This is a genomic window from Chloroflexota bacterium (genome assembly GCA_014360905.1).
In the GTDB taxonomy this organism is placed as follows: Bacteria; Chloroflexota; Anaerolineae; order UBA2200; family UBA2200; genus JACIWX01.
In genome coordinates, this window is sequence record JACIWW010000010.1 from 74,229 (window position 1) to 96,167 (window position 21,939).

Sequence of the window (21,939 nt, forward strand, 5' to 3'; positions counted from 1 at the left end):
GGCTTTAGCTCTTTCCTATTGTGCTCAGTGCTTCGCCACACCAGCGGCAGTTGTCATCCCAAACAGCGCAGGGCTGGCCACAAGCAGGGCAGCGCCAGCGTTGCTCTTGTTGCTGTAGCCAGTCCTTCACACAGCCTGCCTGAATAGCATGCAAGTTAGCATACACATCCTCACCGCGTGCGGCATAGGAGTTGGCTATTTGCGCGTACTTCTCGCAATTCTTGTTTGTCCAGTTGACGTACTCGTAGCAGAACTCATACCCCTGAGTTCGTAGGCATAGCACGATAGGGCAATCATAGCCCCAACATGCCTCAGTGAGGTCTTGGCAGCCCTCGCAACGAACCTGTTCTGCGGAGCAGTTGTGCCTCTTGGCCAGCGCTTCCTGAAATTGTTGGCCATCTTGGTAAGCTCGGTAAATCGCGCAGGCTCCACAGTAAAGACCGCATCGTCCGATCAAATGATGATTTGGCATGGGGTTTTCCCTTCCATGAATCTATTACCCTATTATCTGGTTGACCGGACAATAATAATGCAAAATGACCTGCTTGGCAAGTCTTGACTTTAGGGATAAGGATGTGGTAAACTGCGAGCGCCTGTCAAGAAGGAAAGAAATTGCGTCTAGCGGCGAGTTGCTATGCCGGGCGGGAGGTGTGAGATGAAATTGGTCGTGGCCATCGTACAGGATGTGGATTCAAGGGGGCTGCTGGATGCCCTGATGGCCGAGGGGTACCGTGCGACAAAGATAAGCACGATGGGTGGCTTCCTGGTGCGCGGGAACGCGACGGTTTTGATCGGCATACAGGACGATCGTGTCGAGGATGTGCTGGCCATTCTGCGTCAGCATTGTCATGCCCGCCGCGAATTCGTGTCGCCAGTCATGCCCCTTAGCGAGGCAGCAGCTGCGCGACAATGGGTGCAACCTCTGGAGGTTGAAGTAGGAGGTGCAACGGTATTTGTGCTGAATGTGGAACGCTTCGAACAGCTATAACTACTTGTACCTTCACTTTTATTTTCATGCTAGGAATCCAGTGAAGGGAGTGCCTATCTCGTCTCAATCCCTTGGCCATTGGATAATGCAAAAATGGGCTGACCTCGTGTTGCTCGGGCTCTTGACCGTTGCGTTTGTTCTACGGGTGTATGGACTCGATTGGGATCGCGGGTTTTTCTTTCACCCGGATGAGCGCCAGATTCTGATGGTTGTCGCCCGGCTGTCATGGCCACAAAATCCCTTTACGCTTTTTACCCCTGACAGTACACTTAACCCACACTTCTTTGCCTATGGCTCTTTTCCCCTTTATTTGCTAAGGTTATTTGCTTCGCTGCTCTCGCTCTGGCGCGCAGAGTGGGCGTCCATATCTCGTTTCTACCTCTTGGGTCGGCTTCTCTCTGCGTTCTTTGACACGCTTACGGTGTTGACTACATACCTGTTAGCTCGTAAAGTGTATGGCCAGCGCGTAGCACTCCTTGCAGCCGGTTTTGTCACTTTCACCGTCTTGCATATTCAACAGGCTCATTTCTACACGGTGGATACCTTGCTCACTCTGTTGGTCCTTTTGGCAGTCAACAAGGCAGTGGATGTCGCACGAGATGGAAGGCTCCGCAATGGATTGCAGCTTGGCTTGATTTTCGGTGTTGCTTTGGCAACCAAGATCAGCGTGTTGCCGCTGGTTGCCGTAATTTTGATGGCCTGGCTGGTATTTGCCTGGACCTCGCCAGGGAACTGGAAGCAGTCCTGGCAGCAATTACGAGCGGCTTGGCAGCAGGTGAAATCGAGAGTATTTGCGACCTTTGGCTTGGCTGTAGGGTGCTTTGTCCTGCTGCAACCCTATGCCGTGATTGATGGATACCAATTCGCCATTGGGGTTGGCCAGGAGATCGCGATGGCTCGAGGGTGGTATGATTTCCCGTACACACGCCAATACATTGGCACTGTGCCCTATCTTTACCACGTCCGACAAATCCTCTTGTTCGCCATGGGTCTGCCTTTGGGATTGCTAGGTCTGGTTGGTTTGCTGTGGCTTTCTGTGCGCCTGTGGCGGCATTTTTCCCGCGATGATGCCATTTTGCTCTCCTGGCCTCTTTTGTACATTGTCGCGAATGGTGGGGCGCACGCCAAATTCATTCGCTATACCTTGCCCGTGTTGCCCTTTCTCTCGCTAGCCAGTGCAGCAATCTGGGCACACGCCTGGGATGCTCTTGGCAGGGTGAACAGTGACCAAGCATTGCGCTTTCAAGCACTCATGAGATGGGTGCTGGCGCTGCTACTGTGTATGGTTTTGCTGGCCACGATATTCTATGCATTTGCCTTTCTCAACATCTACCGGCAGGTTCATCCTTGGTTACAAGCTACTGACTGGCTTTGCCAGCATGCACCTGCGGGAAGCACTATTTTGACGGAGTACTGGGATGATCCCTTGCCTGTTCAAGGGGGTGCTAAGCGCGGAGGATGCCCTAAGGAGTATGTTTTCATTACCTTGGATATGTATGCAGTAGATACGGAGGACAAAGAGGCAGAGTTGTTAAGTGCTATTGAAACCTGTGATTACATCGTCCTCTCCAGCCAGAGGCTCTATGTGCCCATCTTGCGTCTATCTGAGCGTTATTCTATATCTAGCCGCTATTATCAGCGATTGTTCGCAGGACAGCTTGGCTTTCAGTTGGTTGCTGCCCCGGCCGTGTACCCGCATTGGATGGGCATTACTTTGTTGGATAATCCGCGCGCTGGGTTGTTGCTATCCTCGCCTTCGCTCCTTGCAACCAGCAAGCCCGGTGGATTGGTTCTCAACCTGGGTCAGGCTGATGAGAGTTTTACCGTGTACGATCATCCCCAACCTTTCATCTTTGCCAAAGTCTTGCGCCTTTCGCGTCAAGAACTTCAGGCACTGCTCACTCCTTGAACTCGCAAATTGCTGTAGAGTGGTTTGGCAATACGCTTACGGCAGGGTATAATTGCCCACGATGAAAAATTGGCGTCTATGGATTGGTATCCTCGTCAGTGTGGTTTGTCTCTATCTCATTGCCAGAGACATGGATTTCCGCAGTCTGCTGGCGGCGCTCAGCCAAGTGCATTATGCTTTCCTTTTGCCCACGTTGGGCATTCTGGTTTTCACTTTCCTGGCGCGCGCCTTGCGCTGGCGTCTCCTATTGAGCCCGCGCTCGGGATTCCGCTTGTGTCGGATGTTCAACCTCGTGAATATTGGCTACCTGGTCAACCACATCTCTCCGCTGCGATTGGGGGATGTATTGCGGGCTTGTTTATGTGCACAGTTAGAGTCTCTGGGCATGGTACACGCATTAGCCACGGTAGCCGTAGAGCGCGTTGCTGACACGCTGGTCATTTTGCTTTTGCTGCTCTGTCTGATTCCCTTTTTGTCGCTGCCTGTTGCATTTCTTCGTCCGGCATTTGGCGTTGGCTTGGTGGCAATGGGGGCAGTGGTGTGCCTTGTCTTCTTAGCTATGCAACGCAAGCGTGGTTTGGAGCTGTTTGAGCGGTTGCTGACGCGATTTGGCTTTCTGAATCGGGTGTGGATACGAAGAGGCTTCACATCGGCTATGGATGGCCTGGCTGCCCTAGGTTCGCTGCGAAGTGCGGCAAGAGTGCTGCTATGGTCGCTGGCTATCTGGATCAGCACAGCGATAGAATTCTACGTGGTGATGTGGGCGGTTGGGCTGCAGTTACCCTTTACTGCCGCTTTGGCTGTGGTCTGCTTTACGTCGCTCGGCATGGTGGTACCTTCCTCGCCTGGCTACATCGGGGTGTTCGAGTACACTACGGTGCTCTCTCTTTCCCTGTTCGGTGTGAGCAAGGAAATGGCACTGGGCTATGCATTGGTGCTCCATGCCCTGAGTTATCTTGTTGTGGCAGTGCTGGGGCTTGTGGCCATTTGGATAGAGGGCTACTCCTATACAAGTCTACGTGAGACACTAAACCAGGTGGAGTCCAATCGTCTTGTTACATAATACAAATTCTACGCAGCAGGAGGAACCTGGCTGGTGAAAATATTGGTGATATTGACGTATTACTATCCCCATTGGACTGGTTTGACAGCCTATGCTAGACGTTTGGCGGAAGGATTGGCGCGTCGTGGACATCAAATTACGGTGCTCACTTCCCGCTATTGGCGCTCCCTGCCTAAGGAAGAGGTGCATCAGGGAGTGCGCATTGTGCGCCTTGAACCTTTGATGCGCATTAGCCGGGGACTGGTCATGCCCGGCTTTCCCATGGCAGCCTATCGGTTGATCAAAGAACATGATGTGGTACAAGTTCATATACCCATCCTGGAATCTCCGTTGGTCACCGCTTTGGCGAAAAGGGCAGGGAAAAAAGTAGTGATCACCCATCATGGGGATTTGGTGATGCCTTCTAAACCGTTTGATCAGTTTGTGGAACTGAGCGTCACCTGGCTGATGCGACAGGCACTGAAAAGCGCAGCGCGGATCACGATACACACGCAGGACTATGCAGATAACTCTGCTTTCCTTAAGCCATTCCAAGAAAAGTTGTTTCAGGTTCTGCCACCAGTTGAAATACCCCAGCCCATTCCCGAGCAGGTCGCAGCCTGGCGTCGTGAGCTGCGGCTCGATCAAGCCAAGTTGGTGGGATTTGCCGGGCGCTTTGTGGAGGAAAAGGGTTTCGATTTTCTGCTTAAAGCGATACCTTATATTTTGGACAAGATACCCGAGGCAAGTTTTGTCTATGCCGGGGAAGTCAACGTCGTCTATGAGTCTTTCTTTGAACAATGGCGCCATCTCGTGGAGCGTTGGAAAGACTATATTGTTATGCTGGGTCTGCTAAACGATGCACAAAAGGTAGCGAATTTCTATGCCATGTGCGATGTCTTGGCCCTGCCCAGCCGCACGGACTGTTTTCCCATGGTGCAGGTGGAAGCAATGCTCTGTGGCACGCCGACCGTGGCAACGGATATCCCGGGGTTGCGCGTGCCCGTGCAGTTGACGAAAATGGGACGTCTTGTGCGGCCGCAGGATGAACGAGCGCTGGCAGAAGGAATCATCGAGGTATTGACCAATCGCGACAAGTATATCCGCAATCGGGAGGAAATCGCTGCTATTTTCGATCTAGAGAAGACCATTGACAAATACGAGCAACTGTTTCAGAGCCTGGTTCAATCAGGAGATTGACCGACGCAAGCGGGGCAATTGCTCGTCCATTGTGGGTTCTGGGCATAGAGCAAACCCAAATGGCGGTGAGCGGGGCAGGGCGTGAGTTTGATCGCTTGGAAGCCACGTTGCTCTAGGAAACGCACCAGATCCTGGTGTGAGAATCCATTGATCCCATCGTGGTATTCAAGGCAGAGATGGTGGATGCGTTGCAAGGTCTCTGCGCTGGTCTGAAAGAGAACTTCATATTCCGCACCTTCACAGTCCATTTTGACGTAATCGCATTTTGACAAGCGCAGCTCTGCGAGTAGTTGTTCGAGGGTGATGCCAGGCACCTCGATACACTCGCTCAGCATTCTGTCCTGGGCGGCAACTGTGCTATGTGCCACTGCTTCCGAAGCGATGTGAAAAGGCGCTGGACCAGCTTGGGCACAAACTGCGTAGGGGAACGCTTGGACATTCTCGATGCGATTGAGGAGGAGATTCTCTTGCAATAACGCAAAGGATTGTGGAAATGGTTCATAAGCATAAATCGTGCTAGAAGGGTGCTCCTTAGCAACATGGACAGCAAAATCACCCAGGCCGGCACCGATGTCCAGCACGACCCAATCCTTCTCTATTGCGACGCTTGCTTTCTCGTACTGGCGTTCGAGGCAAATCTCTTTGATAATCCAGATATCCATGCGAGTCCGAACTTTGAAACGGTAGCCGTTGCGCAATTCGATGACGAATGGACGAGAGAGGGGCAGCCCAAGGAATGCGGCCAGCATCTTGGTCCAATTCTTCACTCCAAGCAAAAGGGTCGGAATGGAGGACAAGTAATAGATCCAGCGGGAGATGAGTATGGGAAATTTCCGCAAGCACGAGTTATCTGTCACTGGCCCCCTAACGTAAGAGAAGATTTAGAAGACCCGTCTGTATCATGAGCAAAGGCTGTATATAGCAATTATGCAGCGGCTGTGTGATTTTGTCAATCACGCATAGACACGGTAGAATGGATTAATGACGTAAACTGTCTGGAGGTCATGGATTGAGATCTAGGACGCGTTCACTATGGGGTATCCTAAGCCTTGTCGCTGTATGGCTGGCAATCAATGGCCAGCGCCACCTCGCTATGCGCGACTATGTTCTGGATGGGGTGGTCTTTATTGCCCTTGCGGTAGTGCTTTTCCTGCTCGTGGTGACGCGAGAGGAAAGCGGGTCTTCCGCACTGTGGCCCCGTAGCGCTACTCCTCAACAAGAGTCGCAGCGAATTACTCTGACTCATGGACGCGTGCAACAACTGCTGATATATGCGACCGTTTTGCTTGCGGTTGTTGCGTTTGTCTCCCTAGCCAAGAACCGCTTTACCCTGCGTGGAGTATTGTGCTGGTGGGGCGCTGTCATCGCCTGGCTGCTAGCAACATGGGAAGTGCGCTCTCGTTCTTTGAGCATCAAGTTGCCCAGCGCTGATGCTGTGAAAGAGTTTATGCGTGCTGGTGTCTTGGTGATACGAACCCACTGGGTTACGTTGGCATTGCTGGGCATTTTTTTGTTGGCTCTGTTCTTCCGTGTCTATCGCATTGATGCTATCCCGATAGATCCAGAGTCCGACCATGTCGAGGCTTCAAAGGATGTCTGGGACATCCTACAGGGCCAGTACCGCATCTTTTTCCCGCGCAACACGGGGCGTGAGCCCACTCAATTCTATCTGACGGCGGCTCTATCTCGGATTCTTGGCTATGGCTTTGTTACTCTGAAATTGACCATGGCGCTGGTCGGCGTATTGAATGTCATCCCCATGTATTTCCTGGGCAAGGAATTGGTGGATAAACGATTCGGCCTCCTGGCGGCGTTCTTTGTCGCCATTTCTTACTGGCACGTCATCATCAGCCGCATTGGTCTGCGCATTGTGCTTGCTCCGCTGTGGACTGCGGCCACGCTTTACTTTCTCTTCCGCGCCTTTCGCACTAGGCAACGCAATGACTTTTTGCTCACTGGGTTGTCCCTCGGATTGGGGTTATATGGCTACTACGCTTTTCGCATCATGCCGCTGCTGATTGTGGTCCTCTGCGCCTTGAAGGTTTTAGTTGATCGTGAACCAGGGTTCCAATTGGGGCGCTTTGTGCAACATTTTATTTTGCTGGTCATTACTTCAGCACTGGTCTTTTTGCCGATGCTTCGTTATATGTACGATGAGCCCAAGATGTATTGGTACCGTGCTTTGACCCGGACAACAGATCTGGAAGTTTCAAGCCCGCGTGATAACCTGAAAGTTTTTGCTGACAACGTAAAACGGACCCTCTTGATGTTCAATTGGATAGGAGACGACGCCTGGCCAGAGAGCGTGCCCCTTCGACCTGCGCTCGACTATGTCAGTGGCGGATTGTTTGTCCTGGGAGCGGCGTACGTGCTTTACTTGCTGCTCGTGAAACGAAAGCCACTCGCGCTTTACCTTGTCGTGTCCGTCTTCATCTTGCTTTTGCCTTGCACTCTAGCGATTGCTTTTCCTATAGAGGTTCCCAGCAACCTTCGTGCTTCTGCGGTCATTCCTGTGGTGATTTTAATGGTGGCTTTGCCTGTGTACCTGTTGGCGAAGAGGGTGGTGCAAACGTTGCGCGGTAGCATGGGCATCTTGCTCGTGGTTGTCTTGGTTGGATTGATGCTGTGGCAAGCAGCACGGCTCAACTTCCAGACCTATTTCGTTGACTATCGTGAACACTACCGTCGCTCCGCCTGGAACGCAACGGATATGGCGCGCGTTATTCAGTCGTTTGGCGATATATACGGAGGTATACAGAATGCTTATCTCATCTGTACGCCGTATTGGATTGATGGGTGGGCGATCTCGTTGGTGTTGGGGGACATTACCTGGGCCAACTTTATTTTTCAGCCAAGCGATATGGAGCCCCATCTGGCCGAGCCGCGCAATCGGTTGTATATCTATAATCCCATCAATGTAGAAGCGGAGAGGTGGCTGCTAGAGCACTATCCCAACGGTCAATTGATGCGTTTCGAGGCTTTTTCCCCGGACAAAAATTTCATGATTTTCTTTGCCCCGGCTCGGTGGTGAGAAAGGAATAGCAGCCATGTCGGCAGATTCTCAGCGCTTTAGCTTGTTTACATGTCGTCGCATAGGCGCAGTAATCTTGATTGCTGCTCTTTGCTTTGTCCTTGCCGTGTTTGCTCAGCGAAATCTGGATCGCAAGGTCAGGGACTACCGCGGATACCTGCCTTATGGGGTTGCTGCAGTGGCTTTCGCTCTAGCGTTTGGAAACGTGGCCCTGGAAGAATCCTCAAACCCCGATGAAGTAGCGGTATCCCGTGCTTTGACAAAACTCAAAGCCATTGGCCCGGTAGTAGCGGTATCACTGCTTGTAGCACTCCTGGGCTGCTTGGATTTTAGCGGCAATCGTTTCCGCCCTCTCGGGCTCATGTTATGGGTTGGCGGGCTGTGCCTGTGTATGGGTTATCTCTATGTGAATGATAGCCCTACAAGGCTGGGCGAGTGGGTTACGGCGCTCGCCACTGGGAAAACGGTGGCCATTTCGCGCAAATGGCTATTGCTCGCATTAGCCATGTTGGTTGGAGCCTTGCTGCGCTTGCAGCAATTGGATGTGGTGCCTGCGGATATTGGTTGGGATTTACCTTATAATTTTACCGATGCGCTGTCCATTCTGCGCGGGGAATATCGCATTTTCTTCCCAGCGAATCTGGGCCGGGAGGGTTTATTTTTCTATTTAATCGCCTTGGTAGCTCGCTTCGCTCCATTAAGCCACTTTTCGCTCAAATTAACCTCTGCGCTGGTGGGCATCTTGACCATTCCGGCGTTGTACTTAGCAGCACGCAGGCTGTTTCCGGAGTCTGTCGCATTTGGTGCGGCTTTTCTGCTAGCAGTCAATCGCTGGCACATTGTGCTCAGTCGTGCTGGTTTTCGCGTTATCCTCCTGCCGCTTTTTTCCATCTTGGTGCTATATGCCTTTGTGCGGGCGTTGCAGAGTTACCGCCCTTTCGATTTTGCCTTGGCAGGGCTAGTGCTTGGATTGGGTTTCCACACCTATTTCCCTTATCTATTTGTCCCTGGGGCACTTGTGCTTGCCTTGCTTCTGCTCATACTAGGCGGGCGACGCTTGCCGTGGCGTGTTCTTCTTCCTTTGCTGGCTATCATGTTTGCGGTTGCCCTGGTCGTGTATGCGCCGTTGATTCGGTATGCTTTGGAGAACCCTAAGGAATATATCGCCCGCGCCGCCTTGCAGGCGCGATTGCTCAAAGGCGATGAACGTAGGACAGGACTGAACCTATCTTTCTTGATGGACAACATGCGCACCACCTTGCTCATGTTCAATGTATATGGGGATGGCAATTCTCGTTTCAATGTACCTGCATTTCGCCATTTTGGTTTTGTCAGCGGGGTATTATTGGTACTTGGTTCATTCTACGCATTGCGCCGGTGGCGCCACGAGAACAATGGCATCCTCTTGGCCTTTTTCTTCGTGCTCATGCTGCCATCAGGCTTGATGGCATTGCCACGCGAGCTGCCCAATATCTTTCGTGCCTCAGGCACTATTGGGCCAGGTTTGGTGTTGGCTGCGCTTCCCTTGCCGGTGGTGGGCAGGTGTCTGAGAGATTTGAGCAGTGAACTCCCGGATTGGGATTTTCGCATTAAACTCAGGCTATCATCTTTTGAGGGTGCATATGAATTTGTTTGGCAACTGGGAAGGCGCGGCCTGCTCCTCCTATTGCCCGCAATCGCGATGGTATTGTTGCTCGTGTTCGAGTATCGAGAGACCCGGCGCTTTTATTTCCGCGACTTTGTCAATGTTCTGCCTGACAAGCAGAATGTATCCGTAGCCAAGGAGATGGCCCGGCAAATAGAAACCTATGGCGATCCAGAATCGTCCTTTATCAAGGTATGGCCTCATTGGTTTGATGGGCGGGCGTTGTTAATGTACTTGCGGCAGGAAAGTGAAAAGGAGTGGAATCCGTACTTCTATTTGGATAAACTTGACCCTAATCAACCACCGCTGTCCCTGATCACGGAACGGGCGCTTTTCATATTGCATCCTGCTGACCAGGAAGGGCTGTTTGTGCTGCGCAATGCTTTTGCGCATAGCACAACCAAGCCATATCTCTTCCCTGATGGCACTCCTGCGTTTGTGTTAGTTTACGTTGAACGCTAAAGGATGGCATCAGGGGGAAGATTAAAGAAGATAGAGAATGATCGTTAAGGAGCAAGAAATGGCTGTGGAGGGCAACGTAACTCCCCCAAGAGAGAAATGGCGGCTATGGGTTGCAGAGGCCCGCAGGCGTTTGGAGGGCTTTGGGCAGAGCCAGTATTTTGTACCAATATGCCTGGTCCTGATCCTGCTATTGGGAGTTGCTTTTCGCTTCACTGGTGTGAACTGGGATAATTCTCTGCATTTCCATCCCGACGAGCGTCATATCTGGATGGTAGCTATATCCCTCTCGCTGCCCAAGAATCTGGGGGAGTATTTTAACACAGCAGTATCGCCGCTGAATCCTTATAATCGTGGGAGCAGCTTTGTCTATGGCACACTGCCCTTGTTTCTGACCAAGTGGCTGGGCGAGGTGTTGCACGTAGGTGGCGATCGCATCCACCTTCTGGGACGCGTGTTGGCGGCCAACTTCGACCTAGTAACTGTACTGCTGATGTTCCTCATTGGGCATAAGCTATACAATACGCGGGTTGGGCTCCTTGCTGCTTTTCTCTCTGCTTGTCTGGTAATCAATATCCAACAAGCGCATTTCTTCACTATGGACAGCTTCGCTGCTATGTTTGTCGCTTTGACTTTCTATTTCGCCGTATGGGTAGCAGACCGCGGGTCCTGGCGCGATTTCATCGGAATGGGCATTAGCTATGGCCTGGCTGTTGCTTGTCGTATCAATGTGGCGATCATCGCTATTGTCATAGGCTTAGCTGTCCTGTGGCGTCTCTACCATCTCTATTTATATCGGTCACCGGTCGTAGTGGTGCAGCCACCTGTCAAAGTTCCAGGCCGCCGACAATGGGAGTTGAACTTTGGTGGTGTGCGCATTGCTCTGAAGGTGAATTCCCGCGCGAATGAGCACAGTGAACCAAGTGAACACAGCGAGCCGGTTATCGCAGTCCCGGCACAGCAGCGAGAGCGTACCTGGTTGGATGCAGCCTACAATGTGGCGGTCAAGACGCTAGCATGCGCTATCTGCGCTTTTGTGGCCTTCCGCATTGCGCAACCTTATACTTTTCAAGGTCCTGGTTTCTTTGGCTTAAAGTTGTCGGAGAATTGGTTGAGGGACATGCGTAACTGGTCTCCTATCCTCAGTGGCAAGGCAGATTCTTATCCCAGCCACCAGTGGGCTGCACGCCCTCCGGTGTTGTATACCTTGACCAATATGGTGCTCTGGCTGGTTGGAGTGCCCATGGGTCTGGCTAGTTGGGCAGGTTGGGGTTTAGCGTGGTATGAGTTGTTGCACAAACGCTTGCAGCATTTGCTTCCGCTGGCATGGACCACTTTCTCCTTTTTCTACCATTCCACGCAATTCATCAAAAATCCACGCTATCTAGTACCCTTCTATCCCTTTATGGCTCTGATGGCCGCTTACCTGCTCGTTTACATCTGGGACCATGCACGCTCGGTGCAGTTTCGTTGGGCCAAGCCTGCGGCTGTTGCGGTTGTGCTCTTCGTAACAGTGGGAACATTTCTGTGGGCCTTTGCTTTCACGCGCATCTATGCTCGACCGCATACGTGGGTAACTGCTTCCCGTTGGATCTATGAAAACATTCCCAAGGGCTCGGCTATCACTGGAGAAGCATGGGGGGATTGGTTGCCCTGGGGAGGGGTGGATGGGCGCAACGGCTTTGCCGATGGCACCTATATTGGTATCGAGATGCATCCCTATGCCGAGGATTCGCCTGAGAAATTGGGCTGGTTTATGGATTGGTTGAATCAGGCTGACTACATCATCCTCAGCAGCAACCGACTGTATGCTTCTATCCCGCGCTTGCCCATGCGCTATCCCATGACCACACGCTACTACAAATACCTATTCTCTGGCGAGCTGGGATTTGAGTTAATTAAGACAATCACTTCTCGTCCTAATCTAGGCCCCATCGAATTCAGAGATGATGAGGCGGACGAGTCTTTTACCGTTTATGACCACCCCAAGGTGTTGATTTTCAAGAAGACAGCGAACTATTCGCCGGAAAAGGCACACCAGCTGCTGTCCGAGGGCATTGATTGGCAAAATATTGCGCGTTTGCTGCCGATTCAAGTCGCTGACTGGAAGAATGGCCTGCAAATGACAGAGGAGGAAAAGGAGATACAGCGCAAAGGCGGCACCTGGTCTGCGATCTTTAAACGCGATAGTCTCAGCAATGCCCTGCCTGTTTTCTTCTGGCTCCTGTTGGTGGAACTGCTTGGCGTGATTACCCTGCCTCTTGCTGATGTGATTTTTCACAATCTGGCCGATCGCGGTTACATTCTGTCCAAATCACTGGGCATTTTGCTGCTCACCTGGGTGACCTGGATGTTGGTCAACCTTGGCCTGACTGGCTACAGCCGCACCGCCATCGGAGTTGCGCTGCTTCTGCTGGCTGCCGGCTCTGCGCTCATCTTCTGGAGGAGGCGGGAGCAACTGCTGTGCTTCTGGCGGGACAAGGCGAATCAGCGGCTGATTTGGATCAACGAGGGTTTGTTTCTGCTTTTCTTCCTTTTCTTCCTGCTCATTCGCTACGGGAACCCCGACCTCTGGCATCCTATTATGGGTGGGGAAAAACCGATGGATTTTGCATACCTCAATGCCGTGATCAAGAGCAGCATCTTCCCGCCGTATGATCCATGGTTTGCGGGAGGATATCTGAACTATTACTACTTTGGCCAGATCGTCTTGGCTACACTAATCAAATTCACTGGCATTGTTCCTTGGGTGGCTTACAACCTGGCTATTCCTCTCCTGGCGGCTCTGACGGCGATGGGCGCTTTTTGTGTTGTTTACAATCTCACCCTGACCAAACCCAGAGGGGCGAGGTCTGTCAGTTCCAGAGGGAATCCAAACTCTAGATTAGGCCGTTTGTCGTCGCTCGTCGAAAAATGGTGGCAGCCAGCGCTATTATGGGGATTCTTAGCAGCGCTGTTTGTGGCCGTCTTGGGGAATCTGGCCGAAATCGGGGTGCCACTGAAAGCCCTGCACGACATGGGCACGACAACGGTTAAGAGTTCCATCCCTTACCTTACGGATTTGCTTCGGGTGCTTTCTGGTTTATCGCGTTGGCTGAGTGGCCAGGCCAGACTCGGCATTCGACCCGAATGGCCCTATTGGAATCCCTCGCGGGTGATGCCCAATGGGGAGATCAACGAGTTCCCCTTCTTCACCTTCCTATACGCGGATTTGCATGCGCACTTGATCGCTCTGCCCTTCACATTGCTGGCGTTGGGATTGGCTGTTGCGGTCATCAGGCAGAAAGCACGCAGGAGAACTACGGGGCGTGCACGATTCACTTCCTTGCCCAAGGACATCGAAGAATTGGCACGGCGCACCTGGCTTGTCCTGTCGCAAAGGGTAGATTGGGGCGAGATGCTGCTTTTGAGTGCGATGGGTCTTGTGGTAGGGGCATTGCGCCCTATTAACTCCTGGGACTATCCGACCTATTTACTGGTGGTGTGCATCGCGCTTGCCTTGCGCGAATACGAACTGCGGGGACGCATTGACCTGCAGGGATTGTGGGCAGTGGCCTGGCGTGCGGGTGTGGTGTTGTTCTTGAGCTATGTGTTCTTCTGGCCGTTCCTCTCTCGTTTTACTACAGCCTATGTCAGCTTTGAGCGTTGGAAAGGCCCGCGCACAGGGTTAGGTGCTTATCTAGCCATCCATGGCCTGTTCCTGTGGGCAACCATGTCCTGGATGGGGGTTGAGTTGTTTGGGCGCGAGGTACGGCAGGGCGCTGCGCGCATGTTACGGCTCGCTCTGCGTTATTGGGACCGCTTACCACGGCTGTTTGCCTTGTATCAGCGCTTGGTGCGCAAAGGCCGGGAATTCGACACGCTGGGGTGGGCCGTGATCGTGCCCATGGTGCTGCTTATCGCCTGGCTAGTGAAATCGAAGGAATGGTTCTATATCTTTGTGCTATTGTTGATCTTGGGTACGCTCATGATCGTTTTGCGTTTGCGCATGGAGCCTAAACGGCGTTTTGTCTGGCTGCTGTTTGGTATAGGACTGGCTCTAAGCCTGGGTGTTGACCTGGTCGTGCTGCGGGGTGACATTGGACGCATGAACACAGTGTTCAAGTTCTACCTGCAGATTTGGGTGCTCTGGTCCGTTGTCGCGGCAGTAGGCCTGAGCTATCTTGCAGAACGCCTGCGCACATGGCATCTCAATCGCCGTAATCTATGGTGGGCTGCGTTTGCTTTCCTTTTCTTCCTAGCCTCCCTGTACCCCATTTTCGCAACCAAGGCAAAAATCAACGATCGTTTTGACGCGCAGGTAGGACCCACATTGGATGGCATGGCATATATGAAACGCGCAGTGTACAATGATGGCGGCCAGCTCGTCGAGTTGAAATGGGATTACGAAGCCATCAACTGGCTGCTCGATCATGTGCAGGGTTCCCCGGTCATTGCCGAGGCCAATACGGAACCCCGCGGGCTCTATCGCTGGGGTTCGCGAGTGGCTATCTATACCGGATTGCCGACCATTATCGGTTGGAGCTGGCATCAGAGGCAGCAACGGTCGGCAATGCCTGGCACCTGGATTGATACGCGGCTGAATGATGTGCAGAGACTTTACAGTGACCCAGACCCAGGAGTGGCTATGGATATCATACGCAAGTATGAGGTGCGTTACATCTACGTGGGCGAGGTGGAACGCATCTACTATCCCGGGCCAGGACTGGACAAGTTCGAGCGCATGCGCGCAGAGGGTTTGCTGGATTTAGCGTATTACAATGAGCAAGTCAGAATCTATGAGGTGAAGCAGTAATACGTGATAAGTGATGAGTAATGAGTGACGAGCGAGAAATAAGGAATGACTCGGTACTTATCACTCGTTACTGATAACTCGTCGCTCATCAGGAGGATATCATGTTGGCGGTTTTGAGCTGGTGGCTGATTATGGAAGTGATTGGGCTGCTCGCACTGCCCATTACGCTGCGCCTTTTCCGTCATCTCCCGGAACGAGGGTATGCCTTCGCGCGCCCTCTAGGCTTGTTGCTGACAGGCTATCTGCTGTGGATTGGATGTTCCTTTGGTTTTTTACATAACACTCGCACTGCGATCTTGTTCACGTTGCTGCTCGTGGGGCTGGCATCGTTCTTGATTCTACGCCGTGACCGCCAGGACATGGCAAAGTTTTTGCGTCAAAACTGGCGCTTATTCCTGGCTACAGAACTCGTTTTTGCCGTAGCTTTCTTCGGATGGGTTCTGGTGCGAGCTTACAATCCGGAGATAGCAGCGACTGAAAAGCCGATGGAGATTGCTTTTCTCAATGCCATCCTACGCAGCGAGCGGTTCCCACCCCACGATCCGTGGCTTTCTGGCTTTGCCATCAGTTACTACTACTTTGGTTACTTGCTGATGGCTTTGCTGACCAAGTTATCAGGCGTTGCGGCTAGCATTGCTTTCAACCTCGCCATTGCGTTGCTCTTCGCCCTTACGGCCACAGGTTCCTTCAGTCTGGTCTACAACCTGGTAGCGACGGATAAAGGACAGCGGGCAAAGGAAAGCATATCCTCTTTGTTATGGGCGCTGCTGGGACCACTGTTCATGGTGGTCATTGGGAACCTGGAGGGCATTTTCGAGGTTCTGCATACGCGGGGACTTGGCTCGCCGTCATTTTGGAAATGGCTGGACGTCAATGGCCTGATGGAGGCACCGATAAACAATCGCTGGATTCCCACCGACATGTGGTGGTGGTGGCGAGCTTCCCGTGTCGTGAATGACCGCGATTTGTATGGCAACCACATGGAGGTAATTGATGAGTTCCCCCAATTCAGCTTCCTGCTGGGGGACATGCATCCACACGTGTTGGCTTTGCCCTTTGTCCTGCTGGCTATGGCTCTGGCACTCAACTTGCTATTGGGAGCCAGGGATTGGATCAAAACAGAGAGCAGGGAACGGGCAGCAAGGGGTAGGAAACGGAAGGAGGGAAGCAGCAAGCAGAGTGCAGATGACCCGGAGCGCAGCTCGAAGCGCGAGACATCTGCCTTGCAACGCCCGTTATTTGCCTTGCGCGACTCTTTGCTCTTCTTGTGGCAGACTCGTGCTTTTGATTTGGTGCTCGCGGGTTTTTGCCTAGGCGCATTAGGTTTTTTGAACACGTGGGATTTTCCGATTCATCTTGTAGCAGTCTTAGGAGCATTCTTCATTGGACAGCGCTTTCATCAGTGCGCGCGATGGCTGGTATCAACCGTGGCATTTGCTTTGTCTCTGATAGTGCCAGCCGTCTTGCTCTATTTGCCTTTTTACCTGGGCTTTCAATCACAGGCAGGGGGTGTTCTACCCGTGTTGTTCAATGTCACACGGGTACACCAGTATCTGCTGATGTTCGGTCTGTTTGTCTTCGTCATTGGAACTCTCATTGTGCTACAGGTGGTCAGAACCGTGAAGTCCTTGCCCGCTGAGGAGCGGCGTAGATTCCCATTCGATTTCTTGAACTGGTTCCTGTGGCTAGTGGTAGGACCGTTGTTGTTAATTGTATTGGCTGTTCTCTCCGTTATGCTCACTCCGGCGGGCAAGCAGTTCCTGCAAGGCGTGCTGGCCGATGAGCGGGTAAAGGCACTGATAGGAAGCACGGGTGTGATGGGGTTGTTGCGCCAGGCCGTTTGGATGCGTTTGACCAACCCATGGACGTTTTTGCTCCTGGCGGTCCTGATCGCAGCGCTGCTCTACCTCGTTCAGCGCTCTTGGCAGGGTGAGTCTAGTCGTTCAGAAAGGGCTCTGTTATTTGTCTATCTGGTTGCAGGGATTGGCTTTTTGCTCACTCTGGCCGTGGAATTCGTGTACTTGCGCGATTCGTTCGGCACACGCATGAACACAGTGTTCAAATTCTACTACCAGGCCTGGGTGATGATGGCGATTGCTGCAGCCTATGGTAGTTACTACATTCTTGGGCGTGCAAAGCCATCCTTGCTGGCAAACCCAGCCCTGCGTGGTTTCTGGCTAGTTGCCTTCGTTGTGCTGGTATTGGTGGGAATGGTCTATCCATTGTTGGGCATTCCCAATAAGACAGGAGGTTTCCGAGGCAAACCTACGCTCGATGGCATGGCCTTTCTGCAGAATGCCCGCCTCGATGATTATGCCGCTATCAAGTGGTTGCAATCCAATGTGCGGGGTGTGGCGTATATTGTTGAATCCACGGGCGGCTCCTATACGGAGACAGCCTGGGTTTCCGCCTTTACTGGCTTGCCAACCATCCTTGGCTGGGATTTTCATGAGCATCAATGGCGAGGTAACTCGATAGAAGCCAATAAGCGCCGGCCCGATATTGAGCAGATATACCGGAGCACGGATGTCAAGCAGGTCTTGTCCCTGTTGGAGCAATACAATGTGCGCTATGTCTATTTGGGGCCGGTGGAAACGAGCAAATACAACTTGCCTCCCAACACCGCGGAACGATTTGCGCGCTTTTTGGAGAAGGTCTATGAGGTAGGTAACGTCCGCATCTACCGACGTTGATTGCGGCAGGCACGTAGATTGCAGGGTTAGGTGCTGCCAAACGATGTGAAGCTTTAGAAACAGGGGTACATGGATGACGGAAACGACTAGCGAGCGAGCGGATAAATGGTCTGTGTTGACCGTAGAAGTGGGCCTCTACGGTCTGATTTTGGCACTAGCGCTGGCATTGCGCCTCTTTGCTTTGGGGCGCTGGCCATTGCTGGAGCAGGAAGCAGCGCTGACTCTGGCTGCTTGGCGGTTTGCACGAGGTCTTCCAGCCTCCCTGCGTGGGCACAGTCCTTTGCTCTTCCATCTGAATGCGCTGCTGTTTTTCCTCACGGGTGGCAGCGATAGCCAAGCACGTCTGTGGTGTGTTCTGTTTGGTTCGCTGCTTGTGCTCTTGCCATATGGACTGCGCCGCTATCTGGGCCGCATAGGTGCTCTAGCCAGTGCTTTGTTGTTGGCCATTTCCCCTAGCTTTACCTATTTCTCCAGAGCGGTGGAGGGCAGTGTAATCGCTGCTTTTGCTGCGCTGGGTCTGCTTGTCGTTTTCATGGGCTATCTGGAAGAACGACGAACATGGCATATCCCGGCAGCAGTCGTTTTGGTGATGTTGGCTCTTCTGGCTGGCCCTTTGTCCTATACGGTGCTCACTCTGTGGCTCACGTTTCCCATCTTCTTACGCATTCGGGCCAGGTTTACTAAGGACAGGCTTCTCGATGAAGTACGTCAGGTCTGGCGCGATGCATTTGCGGATTCATCTCCTTGGCGCTGGGCGCTGACCTTGGCTGCCTTGCTTTTTCTCGTTTTTGGCCTGGCCTTTCTATACAATCCCTTGGGATTACAGTTGACTCTAGACCAGTTGGGCCAGTGGCTTGGCGGCTTCGTTTTCCTGGGACAATCTCCGTGGTACCGCGCTTTGCTATTGCTGTTCTTTTACGAAAGCCTCGCACTGTTCTGTGGACTGGCTGGGTTTCTCTTGGAGCGGAAACGTTGTGATACTTTCACCCTTCTGTTGCGCTACTGGGTGGTCTTTGCTCTCCTGTTCACCATTGTGCCTGGGTATCGTCCGCCGAATAGTGTGTTGCTGGTCCTATTGCCGTTCGTCTTAGCTGCAGGCCAGGCTATCGAAAGGACATGGCGTGGATTGCAGGTGGCCATGAAAGAGCCCGTGTTTTGGGTATTGGTAGCACTCAGCATGGTGATCTCGGCTGCAGTCTTCATGCAGCTCGTGAGCTATTTGACTGTAGCCGTATCCGTTTATCTGCTGCGTATTGCTGCCTTGGTGATATTCATGGTTTCTGCCTACGCTCTGTTCTGGAGCATGGCTGGGTCTGAGATTCCACTGCGCGCAGCGAGTCTTTCGTTGCTATTGTTGTTGTTCTTGATGCTGGTGCGCACAGGGGTGCGCTTGAACTATATCCAGGCACGCGACCCACGCGAGCCCATAGTGGGTACGACGACCTCGCCTGAGATACTGGAACTGGCTGAGCAAGCTGCTGAGATGTCCAGCCATCTCGAGGGCGATCCGCGCGCCATGAACTGGCTAGTGGATGAGCGCCTGGAGATTCCCTTGGGCTGGTACTTGCGCGACTTTGAGCAGGTGAGTTATAGCAGCAGGATGCCCGCGGAGCTAGAAGGTGCAGGGGTGATCTTGCCAGTTGGAGCATCAGCCCCGGCAAAGTACATTGGTTTGCACTTTGGGCTGCGCTCGGCTTGGCTCGGTGGGAAATATCCACTGCTTGAGTGGCTACGTTGGTGGATAGGATTGAGATCAGCACTGGCTGCGCCACAGACAGAGGAGGTTGTGCTCTGGGTCAGGGGTACGACCGCGAAGTGATGAATGAGAGGTGATGAGGAGTAATGAGTGAGGAGTGATGAGTAAGGATCAAGCCGCTACCGAACCTAGTTTCTTGGACAAGCCGCTGTTCTCTGTTTTGCAACTCAATGGAAAGACAGTGGTACTGTTTCTCATTGTCTTGGCGCTGGTGTTGACACGCCTGTGTGACCTGGGCAATCGTTCCTATTCTCACGATGAAAGCACGCATGCCTGGGAAGCCTGGAGATTGCTCACCGGCCAGGGTTATCGCCACGATCCCGTCTATCACGGGCCATTTGGCTACCATGTGGTGGCCTTTGTGTTCTTCCTCTTCGGCGTTAGCGACACCACGGCGCGCATCGCGCCTGCCTTGTTCAGCATCGCTCTGGTGCTGTTGGTCTGGCCGCTGCGTAGGTGGCTAGGACGGGCAGGAGCGATCGCAGCCATGTTCCTGCTCACCATCTCGCCAACCTTGATGTACCGCGGACGTTACTTCCGCCATGACATCTGGCTGATGGTGGCGGAGTTGGTCATGGTGATTTGTTTCTTCCATTACCTGAGGGACCGGAAGGAGCGTTGGCTGTACATCACAGCGGGTGCGTTAGCGGTGGCGATGTGCAGCAAGGCAATTGCTTTCATTTATGGCGCTATTTTCGGCAGTTTCTGGGTGCTGTATTTGCTGCTGGAGTGGGTGCGCACACGGCAGCCACTGAAGGAACTGAAGGGGCACCCAGTCTTTGATATTATATTGTTGTTGGGGACTCTGGCTCTACCGCTCATTGCGCCTGTGGTTGTCAGTGTGTTCAAGTGGAATCCCCTGGACTATAGTTCGACTGGCATTGTGCGTACGGGGACCGTGGTGCTGCTATTGTTGGCTGTTTCGATAGCCATCGGGGTGTGGTGGAAGCGCAAGGTCTGGCTGACTTGTGCCGCAATCTACTATGTCATCTTCATTCTCTTTTACACGACATTGTTCACCAATACGCGCGGCATTGCCACCGGCATGGTGGGCATGTTGGGATACTGGCTGTCGCAGCAAGGAGTACGGCGCGGCGGGCAGCCGTGGTACTACTTCTTTTTCCTGAATGCACTGTACGAATTTTTGCCCTCTTTGCTGTCGGGAGCAGCTATCGTGTATTACTTCTGGACATGGCGTCGGTTGCCCAAGACGATGGCAGAACGGGGGCAGCAGGTGACCATAGCCCCTGCACCAGTACAAGTAGGGCGCAGGCGCAGGGTAGCTAAGCGGGAGGAGGCACCAGTGAGCGCAGCGATAAGGGATGGAACAGAAGCATTCGTGCCATTCCTCGTGTATTGGACGCTGACGAACTTTGCCATCTGGACCTGGGCGGGTGAAAAAATGCCTTGGCAGAACATGCACTTGGTCCTGCCGCTGGGATTGCTAGGGGGCTGGTTCATCGGTAAGATGTGGGAATCCACTGATTGGCGCAAGTTGCTAGCACAAGGAGCGGGGCATGTGATGGTATTGATGCCTATCGCCTTTTTCTCTTTGCTAGTCTTGCTCTCTACTCTGACGGGATCAATTCGCCCGTTCAGCGGCATGACCATTGTTCAGCTCGAGGTGACACTGCGTTGGCTGTTGTCTCTGGTGCTGTTGCTGATTGCTGTGGCTTTGATGTACCGCTTTGGGCGAACGCTGGGCCGAAGTGGATGGGAGCGGATGATTCTAGCAGCGGTTTTCGTCGTACTGGCAGCGGTAACCGTGCGCTTTGCCTGGATGCTCACCTTTATCAATCAGGACTATGCGACCGAGTTTCTGATGTACGCCGATTCGACTCCCGACACAAGCGCAGTGATGCACGAACTGGATGCGATGTCGAGCCGTCTTGCCGGCGACAAGGATCTCAAGGTGGCATACGACAACGAATCCAGTTGGCCTTTTGTCTGGTACCTGCGGGATTACCGTAATGCCATTTTCTTCACTGGTGATACAGGACTGTCAGGCGATGCGCAGGTGGTCATCATTGGCCCTGAGAACGAGTCCAAGCTGAAATCCCAACTCACTGCAAAGTATCTACGACGAGACTACCGGCTTATCTGGTGGCCCAACCAAGATGTGTATTCCAATCTCACTCCTGGCAAGATATGGAGCGATCTGCGCGACCCAGCCAGGCGTAAGTTCTGGTGGGATATCATCTGGTCGCGCAAATATCCGCAATCCACTACATCGTGGCCCTATGTTCATCGCTTTGCCTTGTACGTGCGCAAGGACATTGCGGCGCAGTTGTGGGACTATGGGCCTGAGGTGGCAGGCATAGGGCTTGAACTGCCTGAGGATGAATACGAGAAGCGGCGCATTCAAGTTTCGGCGGTGCTGACCTGGGGCAGTTTTGGCACAGGGGCAGGGCAGTTCAACGA

Annotated in this window: 12 protein-coding genes; 10 read left to right on the plus strand and 2 right to left on the minus strand. The window is 52.9% G+C overall.

The annotated features are described in order from the left end of the window. Positions 1–4: 4 nt before the first annotated feature. Positions 5–472, minus strand: a complete 468-nt coding sequence (locus H5T67_06165; GenBank protein MBC7244904.1) for a DUF3795 domain-containing protein — start codon at positions 470–472, stop codon at positions 5–7. Positions 473–655: 183 nt separating this feature from the next. Between H5T67_06165 and H5T67_06170 the strand changes: the two genes are divergently transcribed. The 4 genes from H5T67_06170 (at position 656) to H5T67_06185 (ending at position 5,139) form a co-directional block, all read left to right on the plus strand. Further along, positions 656–988 carry a cyclic-di-AMP receptor gene (locus H5T67_06170; GenBank protein ID MBC7244905.1) on the plus strand — a complete coding sequence of 111 codons (333 nt, stop codon included), beginning with the start codon at positions 656–658 and terminating at the stop codon, positions 986–988. 85 nt (positions 989–1,073) lie between these two features. Next, positions 1,074–2,897, plus strand: a complete 1,824-nt coding sequence (locus H5T67_06175) for a glycosyltransferase family 39 protein (protein ID MBC7244906.1) — start codon at positions 1,074–1,076, stop codon at positions 2,895–2,897. Between the two features lie 61 nt (positions 2,898–2,958). Further along, positions 2,959–3,960: a flippase-like domain-containing protein gene (locus H5T67_06180; protein MBC7244907.1), complete on the plus strand. Its 1,002-nt coding sequence runs from the start codon at positions 2,959–2,961 to the stop codon at positions 3,958–3,960. A gap of 33 nt (positions 3,961–3,993) precedes the next feature. Next, the gene (locus tag H5T67_06185; GenBank protein MBC7244908.1) at positions 3,994–5,139 is read left to right on the plus strand and encodes a glycosyltransferase family 4 protein; all 1,146 of its coding nucleotides are present in this window, start codon (positions 3,994–3,996) and stop codon (positions 5,137–5,139) included. Here H5T67_06185 and H5T67_06190 read toward each other — a convergent pair. After that, positions 5,124–5,888: an FkbM family methyltransferase gene (locus tag H5T67_06190; protein MBC7244909.1), complete on the minus strand. Its 765-nt coding sequence runs from the start codon at positions 5,886–5,888 to the stop codon at positions 5,124–5,126. The genes H5T67_06185 and H5T67_06190 overlap by 16 nt on opposite strands. A gap of 260 nt (positions 5,889–6,148) precedes the next feature. Here H5T67_06190 and H5T67_06195 point away from each other — a divergent pair, with 260 nt between their 5' ends. From H5T67_06195 to H5T67_06220, 6 genes are all read left to right on the plus strand, one after another. Continuing rightward, complete coding sequence (locus H5T67_06195; GenBank protein ID MBC7244910.1) at positions 6,149–8,170, plus strand: glycosyltransferase family 39 protein; 2,022 nt, start codon at positions 6,149–6,151, stop codon at positions 8,168–8,170. A gap of 16 nt (positions 8,171–8,186) precedes the next feature. After that, the gene (locus H5T67_06200) at positions 8,187–10,277 is read left to right on the plus strand and encodes a glycosyltransferase family 39 protein (protein MBC7244911.1); all 2,091 of its coding nucleotides are present in this window, start codon (positions 8,187–8,189) and stop codon (positions 10,275–10,277) included. Between the two features lie 37 nt (positions 10,278–10,314). Next, positions 10,315–15,069 (plus strand): glycosyltransferase family 39 protein, encoded by a 4,755-nt coding sequence (locus H5T67_06205; protein MBC7244912.1) that lies wholly within the window; start codon positions 10,315–10,317, stop codon positions 15,067–15,069. Between the two features lie 101 nt (positions 15,070–15,170). Further along, positions 15,171–17,762 (plus strand): hypothetical protein, encoded by a 2,592-nt coding sequence (locus tag H5T67_06210; protein ID MBC7244913.1) that lies wholly within the window; start codon positions 15,171–15,173, stop codon positions 17,760–17,762. A gap of 73 nt (positions 17,763–17,835) precedes the next feature. Beyond that, complete coding sequence (locus H5T67_06215) at positions 17,836–19,581, plus strand: glycosyltransferase family 39 protein (GenBank protein ID MBC7244914.1); 1,746 nt, start codon at positions 17,836–17,838, stop codon at positions 19,579–19,581. 37 nt (positions 19,582–19,618) lie between these two features. After that, positions 19,619–21,939: TIGR03663 family protein (locus tag H5T67_06220; protein ID MBC7244915.1), on the plus strand; the 2,321-nt coding region annotated here is incomplete at its 3' end.

Excerpts from the sequence above, each read along its gene's own strand:
- H5T67_06165 (MBC7244904.1), bottom strand. The coding sequence starts at position 472 with ATGCCAAATCATCATTTGATCGGACGATGCGGTCTTTACTGTGGAGCC.
- H5T67_06170 (MBC7244905.1), top strand. The coding sequence starts at position 656 with ATGAAATTGGTCGTGGCCATCGTACAGGATGTGGATTCAAGGGGGCTG.
- H5T67_06175 (MBC7244906.1), top strand. The coding sequence starts at position 1,074 with ATGCAAAAATGGGCTGACCTCGTGTTGCTCGGGCTCTTGACCGTTGCG.
- H5T67_06180 (MBC7244907.1), top strand. The coding sequence starts at position 2,959 with ATGAAAAATTGGCGTCTATGGATTGGTATCCTCGTCAGTGTGGTTTGT.
- H5T67_06190 (MBC7244909.1), bottom strand. The coding sequence starts at position 5,888 with ATGCTGGCCGCATTCCTTGGGCTGCCCCTCTCTCGTCCATTCGTCATC.
- H5T67_06200 (MBC7244911.1), top strand. The coding sequence starts at position 8,187 with ATGTCGGCAGATTCTCAGCGCTTTAGCTTGTTTACATGTCGTCGCATA.
- H5T67_06205 (MBC7244912.1), top strand. The coding sequence starts at position 10,315 with ATGATCGTTAAGGAGCAAGAAATGGCTGTGGAGGGCAACGTAACTCCC.
- H5T67_06210 (MBC7244913.1), top strand. The coding sequence starts at position 15,171 with ATGTTGGCGGTTTTGAGCTGGTGGCTGATTATGGAAGTGATTGGGCTG.
- H5T67_06215 (MBC7244914.1), top strand. The coding sequence starts at position 17,836 with ATGACGGAAACGACTAGCGAGCGAGCGGATAAATGGTCTGTGTTGACC.